This is a genomic window from Paraciimarium castrense LEGE 11436, from assembly GCF_056633055.1.
Window position 1 is genome coordinate 252,113 of sequence record NZ_JBSJOW010000001.1, and the last position, 12,895, is coordinate 265,007.

A 12,895-nucleotide genomic window follows, 5' to 3' on the forward strand; every position below is an offset into this window, starting at 1 on the left:
CCTATGGAGCGCGCCCGCTCAGCCCAGCAGCAGACCGGCCTCGCCGTCGCGGCAGGCCTCGGCACTGCGCAGGTCGAACAGCAGCTCCTCCAGGCTCAGCTCCAGCAGCGCCCGGGTCACGGCCCGCTGCAGCCGGGCCTCCAGGGCCCGGGTCACCTGGTCAGCGGCGGAGCCACCGCTCTCGGCAGAGGGGCTGGAGGGTCCCTGCACGGCGGCGATCACCTCCTGCACGCCGATCTGATGGGGCGGTCGGGCCAGGCGGTAGCCCCCCAGGCGGCCGCGCCGCGCCTGCAGCAGGCCGGCCCGGCGCAGCCTCAGCAGCAGCTGCTCCAGCATCGGCTCGGCCAGCTGCTGGGCCTCGGCCAGCTCCCTGGTGGAGCGCCAGCGCTCCGGAGCCTCAGCCAGTTCCAGCAGGGCCCGCAGGGCATCGGTGCTGCCCTTGCTCAGCATCAGCCGCCCAGGCCGGCCTGGCTGAGTCGCTCCAGCACGTGTTCGAGGGTGTAGCCGAACAGGGCGGGGTCCGCCTGCTGGCTGCCCACATCCCCCAGCCCCAGCTCCTGCCAGCGGCCGTCGAGGCGGGCCTCCAGCTCGGCAGGGCGCTGCAGGGGCTCGCCCCAGGGGTGGCGCTTCTCCGGGCCCACCTTGGTGGTGGCATCGATGGCCAGGCGACCGCCCAGGCCCAGCCGCTCGCTGGCGAAGTCGAGGCTGTCGAAGGGCGTGTCGCCCAGCACGAACAGATCCCGCTGGGGATCCACCAGGGCGCTGATGGCCCAGATCACCTGGCGGGGATCGCGGATGTTGATCGCCTTGTCCACCACCACCACGAACTTCGTGTAGGTGAACTGGGGCAGGGCCGTCCAGAAGGCCATCGCCGCCCGCTTCGCCTGACCGGGGTAAGCCTTGTCGATGGCGATCACGGCCAGCTTGTAGCTGAGCCCCTCCATCGGCAGGAAGAAATCGACGATCTCCGGGATCTGCTGCCGCAGGATCGGCGTGTAGATGCGGTTCAGGGCGATGGCCAGCATGGCGTCCTCCTTGGGGGGACGGCCGCTGAAGGTGGTGAAGTAGATCGGCTGGCGGCGCTGGGTGACGCACTGGAAGCGCACCAGCGGCGAGGGCTCCTCGCCGCCGTAGAAGCCCATGTGATCCCCGAAGGGTCCATCGGCCAGCTCCTCACCCGGGGTGATCGTGCCCTCCAGCACCACTTCGCTGTGGCTGGGCACCTCGAGGTTCACCGTCTTGCATTTGGCCAGCCGCACTCCCTCGCCGGCGTAGATGCCCGCGAACAGCCATTCGCTCAGCTGCACCGGGATCGGCGTGGCCGCCGCCATCACCAGCAGGGGGTGCACGCCGATGGCGATGGCGATCTCCAGCTTCCTGCCCAGGGCCGCCGCCTTGCGCAGGTGGCGGGCACCGCCGCGCACGCTCAGCCAGTGCACGGTCATGGAGTTGATCGACTGCTGCTGCAGCCGGTAGACGCCCACGTTGGGGGTGCCGGTTTCGGGGTCCTTGGTGATCACCAGCCCCAGGGTGATGATCCGGCCGGCATCGCCCGGCCAGGGGCGCAGCATCGGGATGGCATCGAGGTTCACGTCCTCGCCCTTGAACACCTGCTGCTGGCAGGGGGGCAGCAGGTCGAGGTCGGGGCGGGCCTTGACCACGTCCCAGAGCACCCCGCCGAAGCGGGTGGCCTCGCGCAGGCCCTTGGGCGGCCTGGGTTGCTGCAGCAGGGCCAGGCGCTCGCCCAGGGCCTCCAGCTCTTCGGGGCGCTCCATGCCCATGCTCCACAGCACCCGCTCCTGGGTGCCGAGCAGGTTGATGGCCACCGGCATCGAGGAGCCCAGCACGTTCTCGAACAGCAGGGCAGGCCCGCCGCAGCTCAGCACCCGATCGGAGATCGCCGCCAGCTCCAGGTCCGGGTCCACGGGGGCCTGGATGCGCCGCAGCTGCTGGCGGCTCTCCAGCAGCTCCAGGAAACCGCGCAGGTCGCGGCGGTGGCGGCGACGGGTGACGGGGGCAGCCTCGGTGGCGGTCATCGCGGAGAGGGGATGGGTGAAATCGAGTCGCTGCACGCCAGGGCGCGCCGGCCGATGCACTGTGCCGCAATCACTCCCGCCGCTGCGGCCCCTGGCCTGCGGGGCACGCTCCCTACTCTGAGGCCGACAGCGGTGCCGCCTTCGTGCAGATCTCCTACTACCCCACATCCGAGTGCGTGCCCCCCGTGGCCGCCGCGGCCGAGGGCGGGCCCCAGGCCGCCGTGGTGATCGATGTGCTGCGCGCCACCACCACCATCGCCTGGTCGCTGCAGAACGGCGCCGAGGCGATCGAGGCCTTCGCCGATCTGGAGGCCCTGGACCGGGCCGCCGCCGCCTGGCCCCCCGCGCAAACCCTGCGGGCCGGGGAGCGGGGCGGCCAGCGCGTCGCGGGCTACGACCTGGGCAATTCCCCCCTTGCGGTGACCGCCGAGCGGGTGGCCGGCAAGCGCATCTTCATGAGCACCACCAACGGCACCCGTTCGCTGCAGGCGGTGCGCGCAGTGCCCCTGCTGGTCACCGCCTGCCTGCCGAACCGCACCGCCGTGGCCCGCCGGCTGCTGGAGGCCGGCGTGGAGCGGGTGTGGATCGTCGGCAGCGGTTGGGAGGGCGACTACTCCCTGGAGGACAGCCTGGCGGCGGGGGCCGTGGCCTCGGCCGCCATCGAGCTGGCGGTGGCCCCCCACCGGGGGGTGGACCTGGGCAATGACGAGATGCTGGCCGCCCTGGCCCTCTGGCAGCAGTGGCACAGCGACCCTGAAACCTGCCTGCGGGCGGCCAGCCACGGCAAGCGACTGATCGCCCTGGGCGACCACGACGCCGATTTCGCCTGCTGCAGCGCTTTGGACACCCTCACGATCGTGCCGACCCAGAGCGAGCCCGGCGTGCTCAGAGCCGGCTGAGGGGGAGGCCCTTACAGTGCGGCGGATCTTTTTTGGCATCAGGTGAGCAGTTATCTGGCGGCAGCGGTGCAGCTCACCAGCACTCCGGTCCCGGACGACAATTTTGCCGCCGCCGAGGAACAGATCGAGCTGGCCGCCCGCCGTGGGGCCGAGCTGGTGGGTCTGCCCGAGAACTTCGCCTTCATGGGAGACGACGAGCTGCGCCTGGAGCTGGCGCCCAGCCTGGGGGAGCGCTGCAGCAGCTTTCTGGTGACCATGGCGCGCCGCTACCAGGTGACCCTGCTGGGTGGGGGCTTCCCCGTGCCCGCCGGGGACGGCCAGACCCTGAACCGGGCTGAACTGGTGGGCACCGAAGGCCAGCTGCTGGCCCGCTACGACAAGATCCACCTCTTCGATGTGGATCTCCCCGACGGCAACACCTACCGGGAGTCGGCCACGGTGCGTCCCGGCACCGAGCTGCCGCCGGTGGCGGTGGTGCCCGGCCTGGGCCGCATCGGCATCTCCATCTGTTACGACGTGCGCTTCCCTGAGCTCTACCGCCATCTGGCCGGGGCCGGGGCCGATGTGCTGATGGTGCCGGCCGCCTTCACGGCCTTCACCGGCAAGGACCACTGGCAGGTGCTGCTGCAGGCCAGGGCGATCGAAAACACCGCCTACGTGGTGGCCCCGGCCCAGACGGGCCACCACTACGGCCGCCGCCAGAGCCATGGCCATGCCCTGGTGATCGACCCCTGGGGCACGGTGCTGGCCGATGCCGGCGATGCTCCCGGCCTGGCGGTCGCGCCGGTTGACCCACGCCATGGCGAGCGGGTGCGGGCTCAGATGCCGAGCCTGCAGCACCGGCGTCCGGCCCTGTTCTGAGTGGCTGCCCCCATGCCACAGAGAGGCCCCGGCAGCGCAGGGTCCCCCCGCCGCCTCGGCCTGCTGCGGGGGCTGCTGGCCGTCGCGCTGGTGCTGGCCGATCTGCCGGCCCTGGCCTCGAGCCTGGCCGCCTGGCGGATCACGCGCCAGGGGGCCCTGGAGCTGCGCACCAGCCCCAATGTGAGGCTGCAGGCCTTCTTTGAAGACGGCACACGGCTGCGGGGCCCGCGGGTGTGGGTGGATCTGCCCGGGGCGCCGTCGCGCACCCGCTCGATCCGCGGCAGTGGCGATGTGCGCGAGGTGCGGATCGGCAAGCCCACGCCCACCACCACCCGGATCGTGGTGGAGTTCAGGCCTGGAACCGAGCTCGACCCTGCGGACCTGCGCCTGGTGGGCACCGCCTCGGACCGCTGGAGGCTGGAGTTCAAGGGCCTGAGCCGGCCGGTGCTGCTGGGCCTGGGCGAGGGTGATGTGGACAGCCGCACCCCCATCGCCGCCGGGCCTGGCCCCAGCTTCCCCACCGCCAGCACGCCCCTCTCCGCCGATGGCCTGCCCGTGGTGCCCCGGGGCCGCTTCCGGGTGGTGATCGACCCCGGACACGGCGGCCCTGATCCAGGCGCCGTGGGCATCCGCGGCCTGCGCGAGACCGACGTCGTGCTCGACGTGTCGCTGCAGGTGGCCCGGCTGCTGCAGGCCCGCGGCGTCAATGTGGTGATGACCCGCACCTCGGACGTGGATGTGGACCTGCCGCCGCGGGTGGCCCTGGCCAACCGGGTGGGTGCCGATGCGTTCGTGAGCATCCACGCCAACGCCCTGAGCATGGCCCGCCCGGATGTGAACGGCGTTGAGACCTTCTATTTCTCCGGGGGGCAGTCGCTGCGCCTGGCGCGGGCGCTGCAGGCCCAGATGATGTCTGTGTCACCGGGCTCACCGGATCGGGGCGTCAAGGCCGGCCGCTTCTTCGTGATCCGCCGCACCGTGATGCCGGCCTCCCTGGTGGAGATGGGCTTCGTCACCGGAGCTTTCGACGCGCCGCGCCTGGCCGATCCCTCCCATCGCCGCCGCCTCGCCATGGCGTTGGCCACCGGCATCCTGCAGTTCCTGGGGGGGCGCTGATGGAGCTGCTCGTGGGCCTGTTCGACAGTGGCGTCGGTGGGCTCACGGTCCTGCGCCGGGTCACGGAACGGCATCCCCACTCCCGTTGCCTCTACCTCGGGGACACGGCCCGGGTGCCCTACGGCAGCCGCAGCCCGGAGGAGATCCGTCAGATCGCCGCCGAGGTGGTTCAGTGGCTGCGGGCCGAGGACGTGGGTGTTCTGGTGATGGCCTGCAACACCTGCAACGCCCTGGCCCTCGACGTGGCCGTTTCCGAGGCCGCCGTGCCGGTGCTGGGCCTGATTGACAGCGTGGCCGCCGTGATCAGCAGTGATCGGGTGGGGGTGCTGGCCACCCCCGCCACCGCCGCCAGCGGCGCCTACCGCCGGGCCATCCATGCCAGTCGGCCGATGGCGACGGTCACCGAGGTGGGCTGCCCGGAGTTCGTGGGCCTGATCGAGGCCGGCCACCGCGATTCCGATGCCCTGCGTCGGGTGGCCCGGACCTACCTGGCACCGCTGCTGGCCGCCGAGGTGGACACGGTGGTGCTGGGCTGCAGCCACTACCCGCTGCTGCGGCCGCTGCTCACCGAGCTGCTCCCGGCTGGGGTGGAACTGGTGGACCCTGCCCTGGCGGTGGTGGAGCGGCTCGGCCCCCTGCTCGGCAGCCTCGGTGAATCGCCGGAGGTGGAGCGCCGCGCCGAGTTGGTGCTGCCCCTGGAGCAGCGCTCCCGGCTCTGCGTCACCGGCTGCCCGGACACCTTCGCCGCCGGCGCCGAAGACTGGCTCGGCCATCGCCCCGCCGTGGAGCGGGTGGACCTGCGGACGGCAGCACGCGCCTTCTAGGATCGCGACACGGCGGAGGTGATGTGGCAACGGTTGCAGAGCTGCTCCAGCCGGTGGAGGCCGATCTCGACACCCTGCTCTCGGATCTGCGCAGCCTGATCGGGGCGGGGCATCCCATTCTTCAAGCGGCGGCCGAGCACCTGTTCGCCGCGGGCGGCAAGCGCCTGCGGCCGGGCATCGTGCTGCTGTTGTCCCGGGCCGTGGCCCCGGACGGAGAGCTCACGCCCCGGCACCGGCGGCTGGCTGAGATCACCGAAATGATCCACACCGCCTCCCTCGTCCACGATGACGTGGTGGACGAGGCGGCCACCCGCCGCGGCGTGGACACCGTGCACAGCCGCTTCAACTACCGGGTGGCGGTGCTGGCGGGAGACTTCCTCTTCGCCCAGGCCAGCTGGCACCTCGCCAACCTCGACGACCTCGACGTGGTGAAGCTGCTCAGCCGGGTGATCATGGATCTGGCCGATGGCGAGGTGAAGCAGGGCCTGTTCCGCTACGACACCACCCAGAGCTTCGAGAGCTACCTCGAGAAGAGCTACTGCAAGACGGCCTCACTGATCGCCAACAGTGCCCGGGCTGCCGGGGTGCTTTCGGCTCTGCCCGCCAGCCACCTGGACGATCTCTACCGCTTCGGCCGCCAGCTCGGCCTGGCCTTCCAGGTGGTGGACGACATCCTCGACTTCACCGGCAGCGATCAGCAGCTGGGCAAACCCGCCGCCAGCGACCTCGCCTCCGGCTACCTCACGGCACCGGTGCTCTACGCCCTGCAGGAACGGCCGGCCCTGGCGGGGTTGATCGAGCGCGAGTTCTCTGAGCACGGCGATCTGGAGCAGGCCCTGGACCTGGTGCGAGGCTGCGAGGCCATCCCCCGCTCCCGCGCCCTGGCCGAGCAGTTTGCGCGGGAGGCGGCCGAGTCGATTGGCTGGCTGGCCCCGTCTGAACCTCGCAGTGCCCTGCGGGCCCTGCCGGATTTTGTGCTCAGCCGGCTCTACTGACCCCCCTGCCCAGCTACCCGAGCAGCACCTCATCGAGTGAGCTCAGGCACTGCACGCCGGCTGGGTAGTGATCCCTGCGGGCCCCGTCGGGCAGCAGCACATACACCTGGCAGCCAGCCGCCAGGGCCGCCTGACTGCCGGCCAGGGAGTCCTCGAAGGCCCAGCAGTCGCGGCTGGGCACCCCCAGCCGCCGCGCTGCCATCAGGAACGGATCGGGAGCCGGCTTGCCGGCCCTGAGCTCGGGATCGTCGCCGTAGACGCAGGCCTCCATCGTGCCGAGCCAGCCATGGGCGGCGCATTTGAGCGCCACGGAAGCTTCGGCGCTGCTGGTCACCAGCGCCATGGGGATCGCCCGGTCGCGGCAGCGCTGCAACAACTCGGGGGCTCCCTGGATCGGAGGCGCTTGTATCAGCAGGGCCTCTGCGATCGGCTGGCGCACGGCCAGCAGTTCGGCCATGCCGGGTTTGGCCCCTGGGCTGGCGCAGGGGCTGGCGCTGATCCAGGCGCACACCTGCTCGGCGCAGTCCAGGCGCCGCCGCCCCCGCAGGCTGGTGAGCTCGGCGGCGCTCAGGGGGCGGCCGAAGCGGCTGGCGGCCTCCTGCCAGGCCCTGGCATGGAGCGGTTCGGTGTCGAGCAGGAGCCCGTCGAGATCGAACAGACAGGCCGCGGGGCGCTTCATGGCGCCATTCTCTCAGGGGCGGTGACCGCATGGGGCTGGCGCTGACTCGCGGAACGCCACGGCGAACCGCTCCGGCCGGCCGCAGGCCTCGGGATGGAGCCAGGTCCAGCGGGTCCAGATCTGCAGATAGAGCTGGGTGTCCGCCGGACCCTCGGCCCAGTTGCTGCCGAGATAGTGCCCCCAGACCACCGGGGCCGGGCCAGTCCGGGAGGAATGGGCTGGGCTCCTGGCCAGCTCGCTCCAGTGAAGGATTGGCCTGCCGTTGTAGGTGAACACGGGCTGGAGACCCTCCACCGCCCCCCGATCCACCCGGAACCACACCTTCTTGCTGGTGCGGAGGTACCAGAACCCCCAGGCACGCCCGGTCACAGCATGGTTGCCGGGGGTGGAGTAGACGGTGCCCCGGACCTGTGTCAGGCGGTCACCGGCACCAGGGCTGGTTCCTGCAGCGGCCAGTGGGTGTTCCTCTCTATCGGGACGTCGCAGCTCAGAATGCATCCCTGACTGCTGCCATGGCGATGTCTGAGGCCACGATCGAATCCGTGCTCCACGAAGATCGCGTCTTTGCGCCGCCGGCGGAGCTGGCCGCCACCGCCGGGATCGGCTCCATGCAGGCCTACCGCGACCTGGTGGCCGAGGTGGAGGCCGACCCCGATGGCTTCTGGGGCCGGCAGGCCCGGCAGCACCTGCACTGGTTCGAGCCGTTCCACACGGTGCTCGACTGGAGCGATCCGCCCTTTGCCCGCTGGTTCGAGGGCGGCCGCACCAACCTCAGCTACAACTGCCTCGACCGCCACCTGGCGGGGCCCCGGGCCGACAAGACGGCCCTGATCTGGGAGGGGGAACCCGGCGATACCCGCCGCTTCAGCTACCGCGAGCTGCATGGGGCGGTGTGCCAGGCGGCCAATGCCCTCAAGGCCCTCGGCATCGGCAAGGGTGACCTGGTGGCCCTTTACATGCCGATGGTGCCGGAGGCGGCCATCGCCATGCTGGCCTGCGCTCGCATCGGGGCACCCCATTCGGTGGTGTTCGGGGGGTTCTCGGCCGAGGCCCTGCGCGACCGGCTGATCGACGGCGACGTGAAGCTGGTGATCACCGCCGACGGCGGCTTCCGCAAGGACAAGCCCGTGGCCCTCAAGCCGGCGGTGGATGCGGCCCTGGCAGGCGGTGCGGCCCCCAGCGTTGAGCACGTGCTGGTGGTGCGGCGCACGGGCGAGAACTGCGCCATGGAGCCGGGGCGGGATGGGTGGTGGCAGGAGCTGGTGGATTCCCAGGCCGACAGCTGCCCGGCCGAGCCGATGGCCAGTGAAGACCGGTTGTTCGTGCTCTACACCTCCGGCTCCACCGGCAAGCCCAAGGGCGTGGTGCACACCACCGCCGGCTACAACCTCTGGGCCCACCTCACCTTCCAGTGGATCTTCGACCTGCGCGAGGACGACATCCACTGGTGCACCGCCGATGTGGGCTGGATCACCGGCCACAGCTACATCGTCTACGGGCCCCTCTCCAACGGCGCCACCACGGTGATGTACGAAGGGGCACCGCGCCCTTCCAAGCCGGGTGCCTTCTGGGAGGTGATCCAGAAGCACCGGGTGACCCTCTTTTACACGGCCCCCACGGCGATCCGGGCCTTCATGAAGAGCGGACGCGAGGTGCCTGATCAGCACGACATGAGCAGCCTCAGGATCCTCGGCACGGTGGGCGAGCCGATCAACCCCGAGGCCTGGATGTGGTATCGGGAGGTGATCGGCGGCAACCGCTGCCCGGTGGTGGACACCTGGTGGCAGACCGAGACCGGTGGGGTGATGGTGAGCCCGCTGCCGGGGGCCACCCCCACCAAGCCCGGCTCCTGCACCCTGCCCCTGCCGGGCATCGTGGCCGATGTGGTGGACCATGAGGGGGTGTCTCAGCCCGCCGATGCCGGCGGCTACCTGGCGGTGCGGCGCCCCTGGCCTGGGATGATGCGCACGGTCCACGGCGACCCGGAGCGCTTCCGCAGGAGCTACTGGGAGGAGATCCGCCCGGCCGACGGCTCCTGGCTTTACTTCGCTGGCGACGGTGCCCGCCGCGATGCCGACGGCTACTTCTGGGTGATGGGCCGCGTCGATGACGTGATCAATGTGAGCGGTCACCGCCTGGGCACGATGGAGATCGAATCGGCCCTGGTGAGCCATCCGGCCGTGGCGGAAGCCGCCGTGGTGGGCCGGCCCGACGACCTCAAGGGCGAGGGCGTGGTGGCCTTCGTGACCCTCGAAAGCGGGCGCGCCGGCGACCAGGCCCTGGTGGCTGAGCTGCGCGCCCACGTGGGCCAGGAAATCGGCCCGATCGCCCGCCCCGATGACATCCGCTTCAGCGATGCCCTGCCCAAGACCCGCAGCGGCAAGATCATGCGGCGCATCCTGCGCTCCCTGGCGGCGGGCCAGGAGGTGAGTGGCGACACCTCCACCCTGGAGGACCGCTCCGTGCTCGATCAGCTGCGGGTGTGAGGCCATGGGTCGCTTTGGCCCAGGGCCCGGGGCCTGAAGCCGCCGGCCGCGTGCGCGTTCAGCTGCACCAGCGCCTGGAGTGACGGCTCTATGACCGCATTCCCGGCTGCGGCCCGATCCGCAGCCTGCTGCCCCGCCCCCGGAACCCCTGGACTGACGGGGTCTTCAGCTGCGGCCCACGCCAGGGGCGCATGCCTCGCTCCAGCTGCTGATCTGCCCCGCCAGCCGCTCCATGCCCCGCTGGCGGGCTGGATCATCGGCCCAGGCCCCGAGGACCTGCTTGCGCAGGCCGCCGCTGGCCGGCGTCAGGTGGTCGCCCGGCAGTTCCAGCAGAGTCGAGTCGTCGCCGGGACGGGCCTGCAACACCCCCAGCAGGCGGCTGCTCTGGTCGATGCCATCGCGGCTGAAGCGCACCAGCAGGTTGTGGGGCTGCAGGTAGGTGGCGCTGATCTGGCGCAGCGTCTCCTCCGGTGAGGGGCTGAACTCACTGCGAAAGCGCAGCTGCTGGCCCAGTTCGGCCAGCAGCGGCACGGAGCGCTCCGCTGAGAAGTTGTTGAAGCTCAGGGCCACCAGGGCGGCGTTGCGGCGGCCGCCATCCGGTGCCAGCAGGTGCAGCTTGCAGCCGAGGCTGTGGCCCAGGCGCAGCACGGGCCGCTGGGCCGCCGCCGCCGATTCGAGCAGGGCGCCGTCGCCGGCCCGGCTGAGCCGGAACTGCCGCCAGGCCTCATTGGCCTGGGCCTGGTGGTCGAAGCCCGGCACATAGCTCCAGGCATGCACCCGCCAGCCCTGGGCGGCCAGGGCCTCCAGCAGACGGCGGTAACTGAGCTGGGGGCTGGCTGCCAGGTAGCTGCCGCCGATGAATTCGATCAGCCCCCGGGGGCTGCCCGGCGGCTCCACGCACCAGAGCTTGTCCCGTTGTTGCCAGGGCGCCATGGCGCTCGCTCCGCGTCGGTGGTGGGCTCTCAGGTCGCCTGCAGCGCCTGCAGGGCCTGGAGGGCCTCACGGCGATGGGCTGGGCCGTCGAGGAGGTTGTTGAACTGGTGGCGGATCACCCCCGCCGCATCGATCACATAGGTGACCCGTCCGGGCAGCAGGCCCAGCACGCTGGGCACCCCGAAGGCCTTGCGAAGGGCATTGCCCCGATCCACCAGCAGCGGGTAGGGGAGGTGATGGCGCTGGGCGAAGCGGCTGTGGCTGGCGGCGTCATCGCCACTGACCCCCCAGACCTCGGCGCCGAGGGCCTGCAGGTCGGCGAAGCTGTCGCGGAAGGCGCAGGCCTCCATGGTGCAGCCAGGGGTGTCGTCCTTGGGGTAGAAGAACAGCACCAGGGCCCGGCCGCCCAGCTGGTCGCTGCGCCGCTCGCAGCCGCTCTGGTCTGGGAGGGCGATCAGGGGGGCCCGATCGCCGACGGCAACACCCATGGTCAGCAGTCGTGGTGCCCAGACCCTAAGCAGGGGCAGGGGCTGGTCGCTTGCCGGGGCTGGGAGGATGGAGGGGCGCGACCGCCAGCCCTGTGAGTGGTATCCCTCCGGAACAGGACAGCCTGTGGCAGCAGCAGGATCTGCTGGGGAGTCTGCTGGCTGCTCCTGAGGCCGAGCTGCAACTGGTGCCGAGCGCTGCCTCCGAATCTGCACCTGAATCTGCACCTGAACCTGCTGCTGAAGCCGACCCTGAATCGCATCCGCGCCCGCCATTGGATCTGCAGCAGGATGGAGGGCCTTCAGGGAAACAGCGGGCTGTGCCTGAGTTCCTGCTGATCCTCGACACCGAAACCAGCGGGCTGGATCCCCGCGAGCACGTCTGTCTGGAGGTGGGGGCCATCCTGTTTCACGTGAGCGGTCGGGCGGTGCTCAGCCAGGTGTCCTTCCTGCTGCCGGCCCACAGCAACCCGGCCGAGGGCATCAATGGCATCGTCCCGGCCATCACCCGGCTGCCCCAGCCCTGGCGAGAGGGCCTGGCCTGCTTCGAGGCGATGGCGGCCCACGCCGATGCGGCGCTCGCCCACAACGCCCGCTTCGATCGGCAGTGGTTTGGTCGTCAGGAGCTGCCGGAGCTGGCACTGCCCTGGATCTGCTCCATGGACGACATCCGCTGGCCGGCGGCGCGTCAGCTGCGGCCCAGCCCCTCGGTGCGGGATCTGGCCCTCGCCTATGGCGTGCCGGTGTGGGCCGCCCACCGGGCCCTCACAGACTGCATCTACCTGGCCGAGGTGTTCGCCCGCTGTGACGATCTGGAGCTCCTGCTTGAGGCGGCACTGGAACCGCGGGAGCTGTTCAGGGCCCAGCTGTCCTACGCGGAGCGCCATCAGGCCAAGCAGGCCGGATTCCGCTGGAACAACCCGGTGCCCGGCGCCTGGACCAGGCGCCTGAGTGCCCGGGAGGCCATGGCCTTGCCCTTTGCCGTGGAGCCGGTGGCCGAGGGCAGCGCCGCCGCTTGATGGCCAACCTGCTGCCCGGCCGGATGGGGCGCCTGCACCGTTTTGTTTCCATTGCCTGAAGCGCAGCGGTGGGTTGAGGCCAAGGCCCCGCCTGGCTTTGCATCCTGGAGACATGAGGGTTGTTCCACCGATGGCCACGCCCTGCAGACCCTGCCGGTCCAGCGGGAAGGGTTCGCCGCGTCTGCGGCTCAACTGCTGGCAGGTGAGCCGCTCCTGGGCCCGGCTGATCCGGGAAGCGGAATGTCTCTGGCGCGTGGATGCACGGGCCCTGCATCGGCTGGCGGCAGAGGAACTGGCCCAATTGCATCTGGAGGTGCCCGGCCTGCTGCGGGACCAGGTGAACCGTTGGCTGGTCCGCTTCAAGGTGCGCACTCGCCTGGTGTCCACCGCAGCAAAAAGCCGGCTGGGGAAGCCGGCTGAGGACGACATGACACCTGAACAGTCTCAGGTTGGCCCTTCAAAGGGCCGATTGAATCGGAGCGGCGGGATTTGAACCCACGACCCCCACTACCCCAAAGTGGTGCGCTACCAAGCTGCGCTACGCCCCGGCAGAACGAAAGCT

The 12,895-nt window shown here is 70.9% G+C and carries 14 protein-coding genes and 1 tRNA gene; 8 read left to right on the plus strand and 7 right to left on the minus strand.

Annotated features, from left to right (window positions below):
- Positions 1 to 18: 18 nt before the first annotated feature.
- Entirely contained in the window at positions 19 to 450 is a 432-nt protein-coding gene (locus tag ACWJIO_RS01325; protein ID WP_193813779.1) for an Rrf2 family transcriptional regulator, read from the minus strand.
- Positions 450 to 2,036 (minus strand): UbiD family decarboxylase, encoded by a 1,587-nt coding sequence (locus ACWJIO_RS01330; RefSeq protein WP_480311497.1) that lies wholly within the window; start codon positions 2,034 to 2,036, stop codon positions 450 to 452. Before ACWJIO_RS01330 ends, ACWJIO_RS01325 begins: the two co-directional genes overlap by 1 nt.
- Before the next feature lie 143 nt (positions 2,037 to 2,179).
- On the opposite strand from ACWJIO_RS01330, the gene ACWJIO_RS01335 reads away from it, so the two are divergent.
- The 5 genes from ACWJIO_RS01335 to sds are packed head-to-tail and all read left to right on the plus strand — an operon-like array spanning position 2,180 to position 6,731.
- Complete coding sequence (locus tag ACWJIO_RS01335) at positions 2,180 to 2,935, plus strand: 2-phosphosulfolactate phosphatase family protein (protein ID WP_480310879.1); 756 nt, start codon at positions 2,180 to 2,182, stop codon at positions 2,933 to 2,935.
- A 42-nt stretch (positions 2,936 to 2,977) separates the two neighbouring features.
- Positions 2,978 to 3,796 carry a carbon-nitrogen hydrolase family protein gene (locus ACWJIO_RS01340; protein WP_480310881.1) on the plus strand — a complete coding sequence of 273 codons (819 nt, stop codon included), beginning with the start codon at positions 2,978 to 2,980 and terminating at the stop codon, positions 3,794 to 3,796.
- A gap of 12 nt (positions 3,797 to 3,808) precedes the next feature.
- Positions 3,809 to 4,912: an N-acetylmuramoyl-L-alanine amidase gene (locus tag ACWJIO_RS01345; protein WP_480310882.1), complete on the plus strand. Its 1,104-nt coding sequence runs from the start codon at positions 3,809 to 3,811 to the stop codon at positions 4,910 to 4,912.
- Positions 4,912 to 5,736 carry a glutamate racemase gene (gene murI, locus ACWJIO_RS01350; protein ID WP_480310883.1) on the plus strand — a complete coding sequence of 275 codons (825 nt, stop codon included), beginning with the start codon at positions 4,912 to 4,914 and terminating at the stop codon, positions 5,734 to 5,736. The genes ACWJIO_RS01345 and murI overlap by 1 nt, the downstream gene beginning before the upstream one ends.
- A gap of 23 nt (positions 5,737 to 5,759) precedes the next feature.
- Positions 5,760 to 6,731 carry a solanesyl diphosphate synthase gene (gene sds / locus ACWJIO_RS01355; protein ID WP_480310885.1) on the plus strand — a complete coding sequence of 324 codons (972 nt, stop codon included), beginning with the start codon at positions 5,760 to 5,762 and terminating at the stop codon, positions 6,729 to 6,731.
- 13 nt (positions 6,732 to 6,744) lie between these two features.
- Here sds and ACWJIO_RS01360 read toward each other — a convergent pair whose 3' ends face one another.
- Both ACWJIO_RS01360 and ACWJIO_RS01365 read right to left on the minus strand, forming a co-directional pair.
- Entirely contained in the window at positions 6,745 to 7,410 is a 666-nt protein-coding gene (locus ACWJIO_RS01360; protein ID WP_480310886.1) for an HAD family hydrolase, read from the minus strand.
- 12 nt (positions 7,411 to 7,422) lie between these two features.
- Positions 7,423 to 7,779, minus strand: a complete 357-nt coding sequence (locus tag ACWJIO_RS01365) for a hypothetical protein (protein WP_480310887.1) — start codon at positions 7,777 to 7,779, stop codon at positions 7,423 to 7,425.
- Between the two features lie 149 nt (positions 7,780 to 7,928).
- On the opposite strand from ACWJIO_RS01365, the gene acs reads away from it, so the two are divergent.
- Positions 7,929 to 9,896, plus strand: a complete 1,968-nt coding sequence (gene acs / locus ACWJIO_RS01370; protein ID WP_480310889.1) for an acetate--CoA ligase — start codon at positions 7,929 to 7,931, stop codon at positions 9,894 to 9,896.
- Between the two features lie 165 nt (positions 9,897 to 10,061).
- Here acs and ACWJIO_RS01375 read toward each other — a convergent pair whose 3' ends face one another.
- Together ACWJIO_RS01375 and ACWJIO_RS01380 are read right to left on the minus strand one after the other, a co-directional pair.
- The gene (locus ACWJIO_RS01375; RefSeq protein ID WP_480310890.1) at positions 10,062 to 10,829 is read right to left on the minus strand and encodes a DUF1350 family protein; all 768 of its coding nucleotides are present in this window, start codon (positions 10,827 to 10,829) and stop codon (positions 10,062 to 10,064) included.
- A gap of 29 nt (positions 10,830 to 10,858) precedes the next feature.
- On the minus strand, positions 10,859 to 11,317 hold the full coding sequence (locus ACWJIO_RS01380; protein WP_480310891.1) for a peroxiredoxin: 459 nt from the start codon (positions 11,315 to 11,317) through the stop codon (positions 10,859 to 10,861).
- A 317-nt stretch (positions 11,318 to 11,634) separates the two neighbouring features.
- On the opposite strand from ACWJIO_RS01380, the gene ACWJIO_RS01385 reads away from it, so the two are divergent.
- Both ACWJIO_RS01385 and ACWJIO_RS01390 read left to right on the plus strand, forming a co-directional pair.
- On the plus strand, positions 11,635 to 12,333 hold the full coding sequence (locus tag ACWJIO_RS01385; protein WP_480310893.1) for a 3'-5' exonuclease: 699 nt from the start codon (positions 11,635 to 11,637) through the stop codon (positions 12,331 to 12,333).
- Positions 12,334 to 12,535: 202 nt separating this feature from the next.
- Positions 12,536 to 12,826 (plus strand): hypothetical protein, encoded by a 291-nt coding sequence (locus tag ACWJIO_RS01390; RefSeq protein ID WP_480310894.1) that lies wholly within the window; start codon positions 12,536 to 12,538, stop codon positions 12,824 to 12,826.
- On the opposite strand, the gene ACWJIO_RS01395 is transcribed toward ACWJIO_RS01390, so the two are convergent.
- Positions 12,808 to 12,881, minus strand: a tRNA-Pro gene (locus tag ACWJIO_RS01395). The genes ACWJIO_RS01390 and ACWJIO_RS01395 overlap by 19 nt on opposite strands.
- Positions 12,882 to 12,895: the final 14 nt, after the last annotated feature.

Bases quoted from the DNA above. Each gene is read 5' to 3' on its own strand.
- murI (WP_480310883.1), top strand. From the start codon at position 4,912: ATGGAGCTGCTCGTGGGCCTGTTCGACAGTGGCGTCGGTGGGCTCACG.
- ACWJIO_RS01345 (WP_480310882.1), top strand. From the start codon at position 3,809: ATGCCACAGAGAGGCCCCGGCAGCGCAGGGTCCCCCCGCCGCCTCGGC.
- ACWJIO_RS01375 (WP_480310890.1), bottom strand. From the start codon at position 10,829: ATGGCGCCCTGGCAACAACGGGACAAGCTCTGGTGCGTGGAGCCGCCG.
- ACWJIO_RS01380 (WP_480310891.1), bottom strand. From the start codon at position 11,317: ATGGGTGTTGCCGTCGGCGATCGGGCCCCCCTGATCGCCCTCCCAGAC.
- ACWJIO_RS01330 (WP_480311497.1), bottom strand. From the start codon at position 2,036: ATGACCGCCACCGAGGCTGCCCCCGTCACCCGTCGCCGCCACCGCCGC.
- ACWJIO_RS01360 (WP_480310886.1), bottom strand. From the start codon at position 7,410: ATGAAGCGCCCCGCGGCCTGTCTGTTCGATCTCGACGGGCTCCTGCTC.
- ACWJIO_RS01325 (WP_193813779.1), bottom strand. From the start codon at position 450: ATGCTGAGCAAGGGCAGCACCGATGCCCTGCGGGCCCTGCTGGAACTG.
- acs (WP_480310889.1), top strand. From the start codon at position 7,929: ATGTCTGAGGCCACGATCGAATCCGTGCTCCACGAAGATCGCGTCTTT.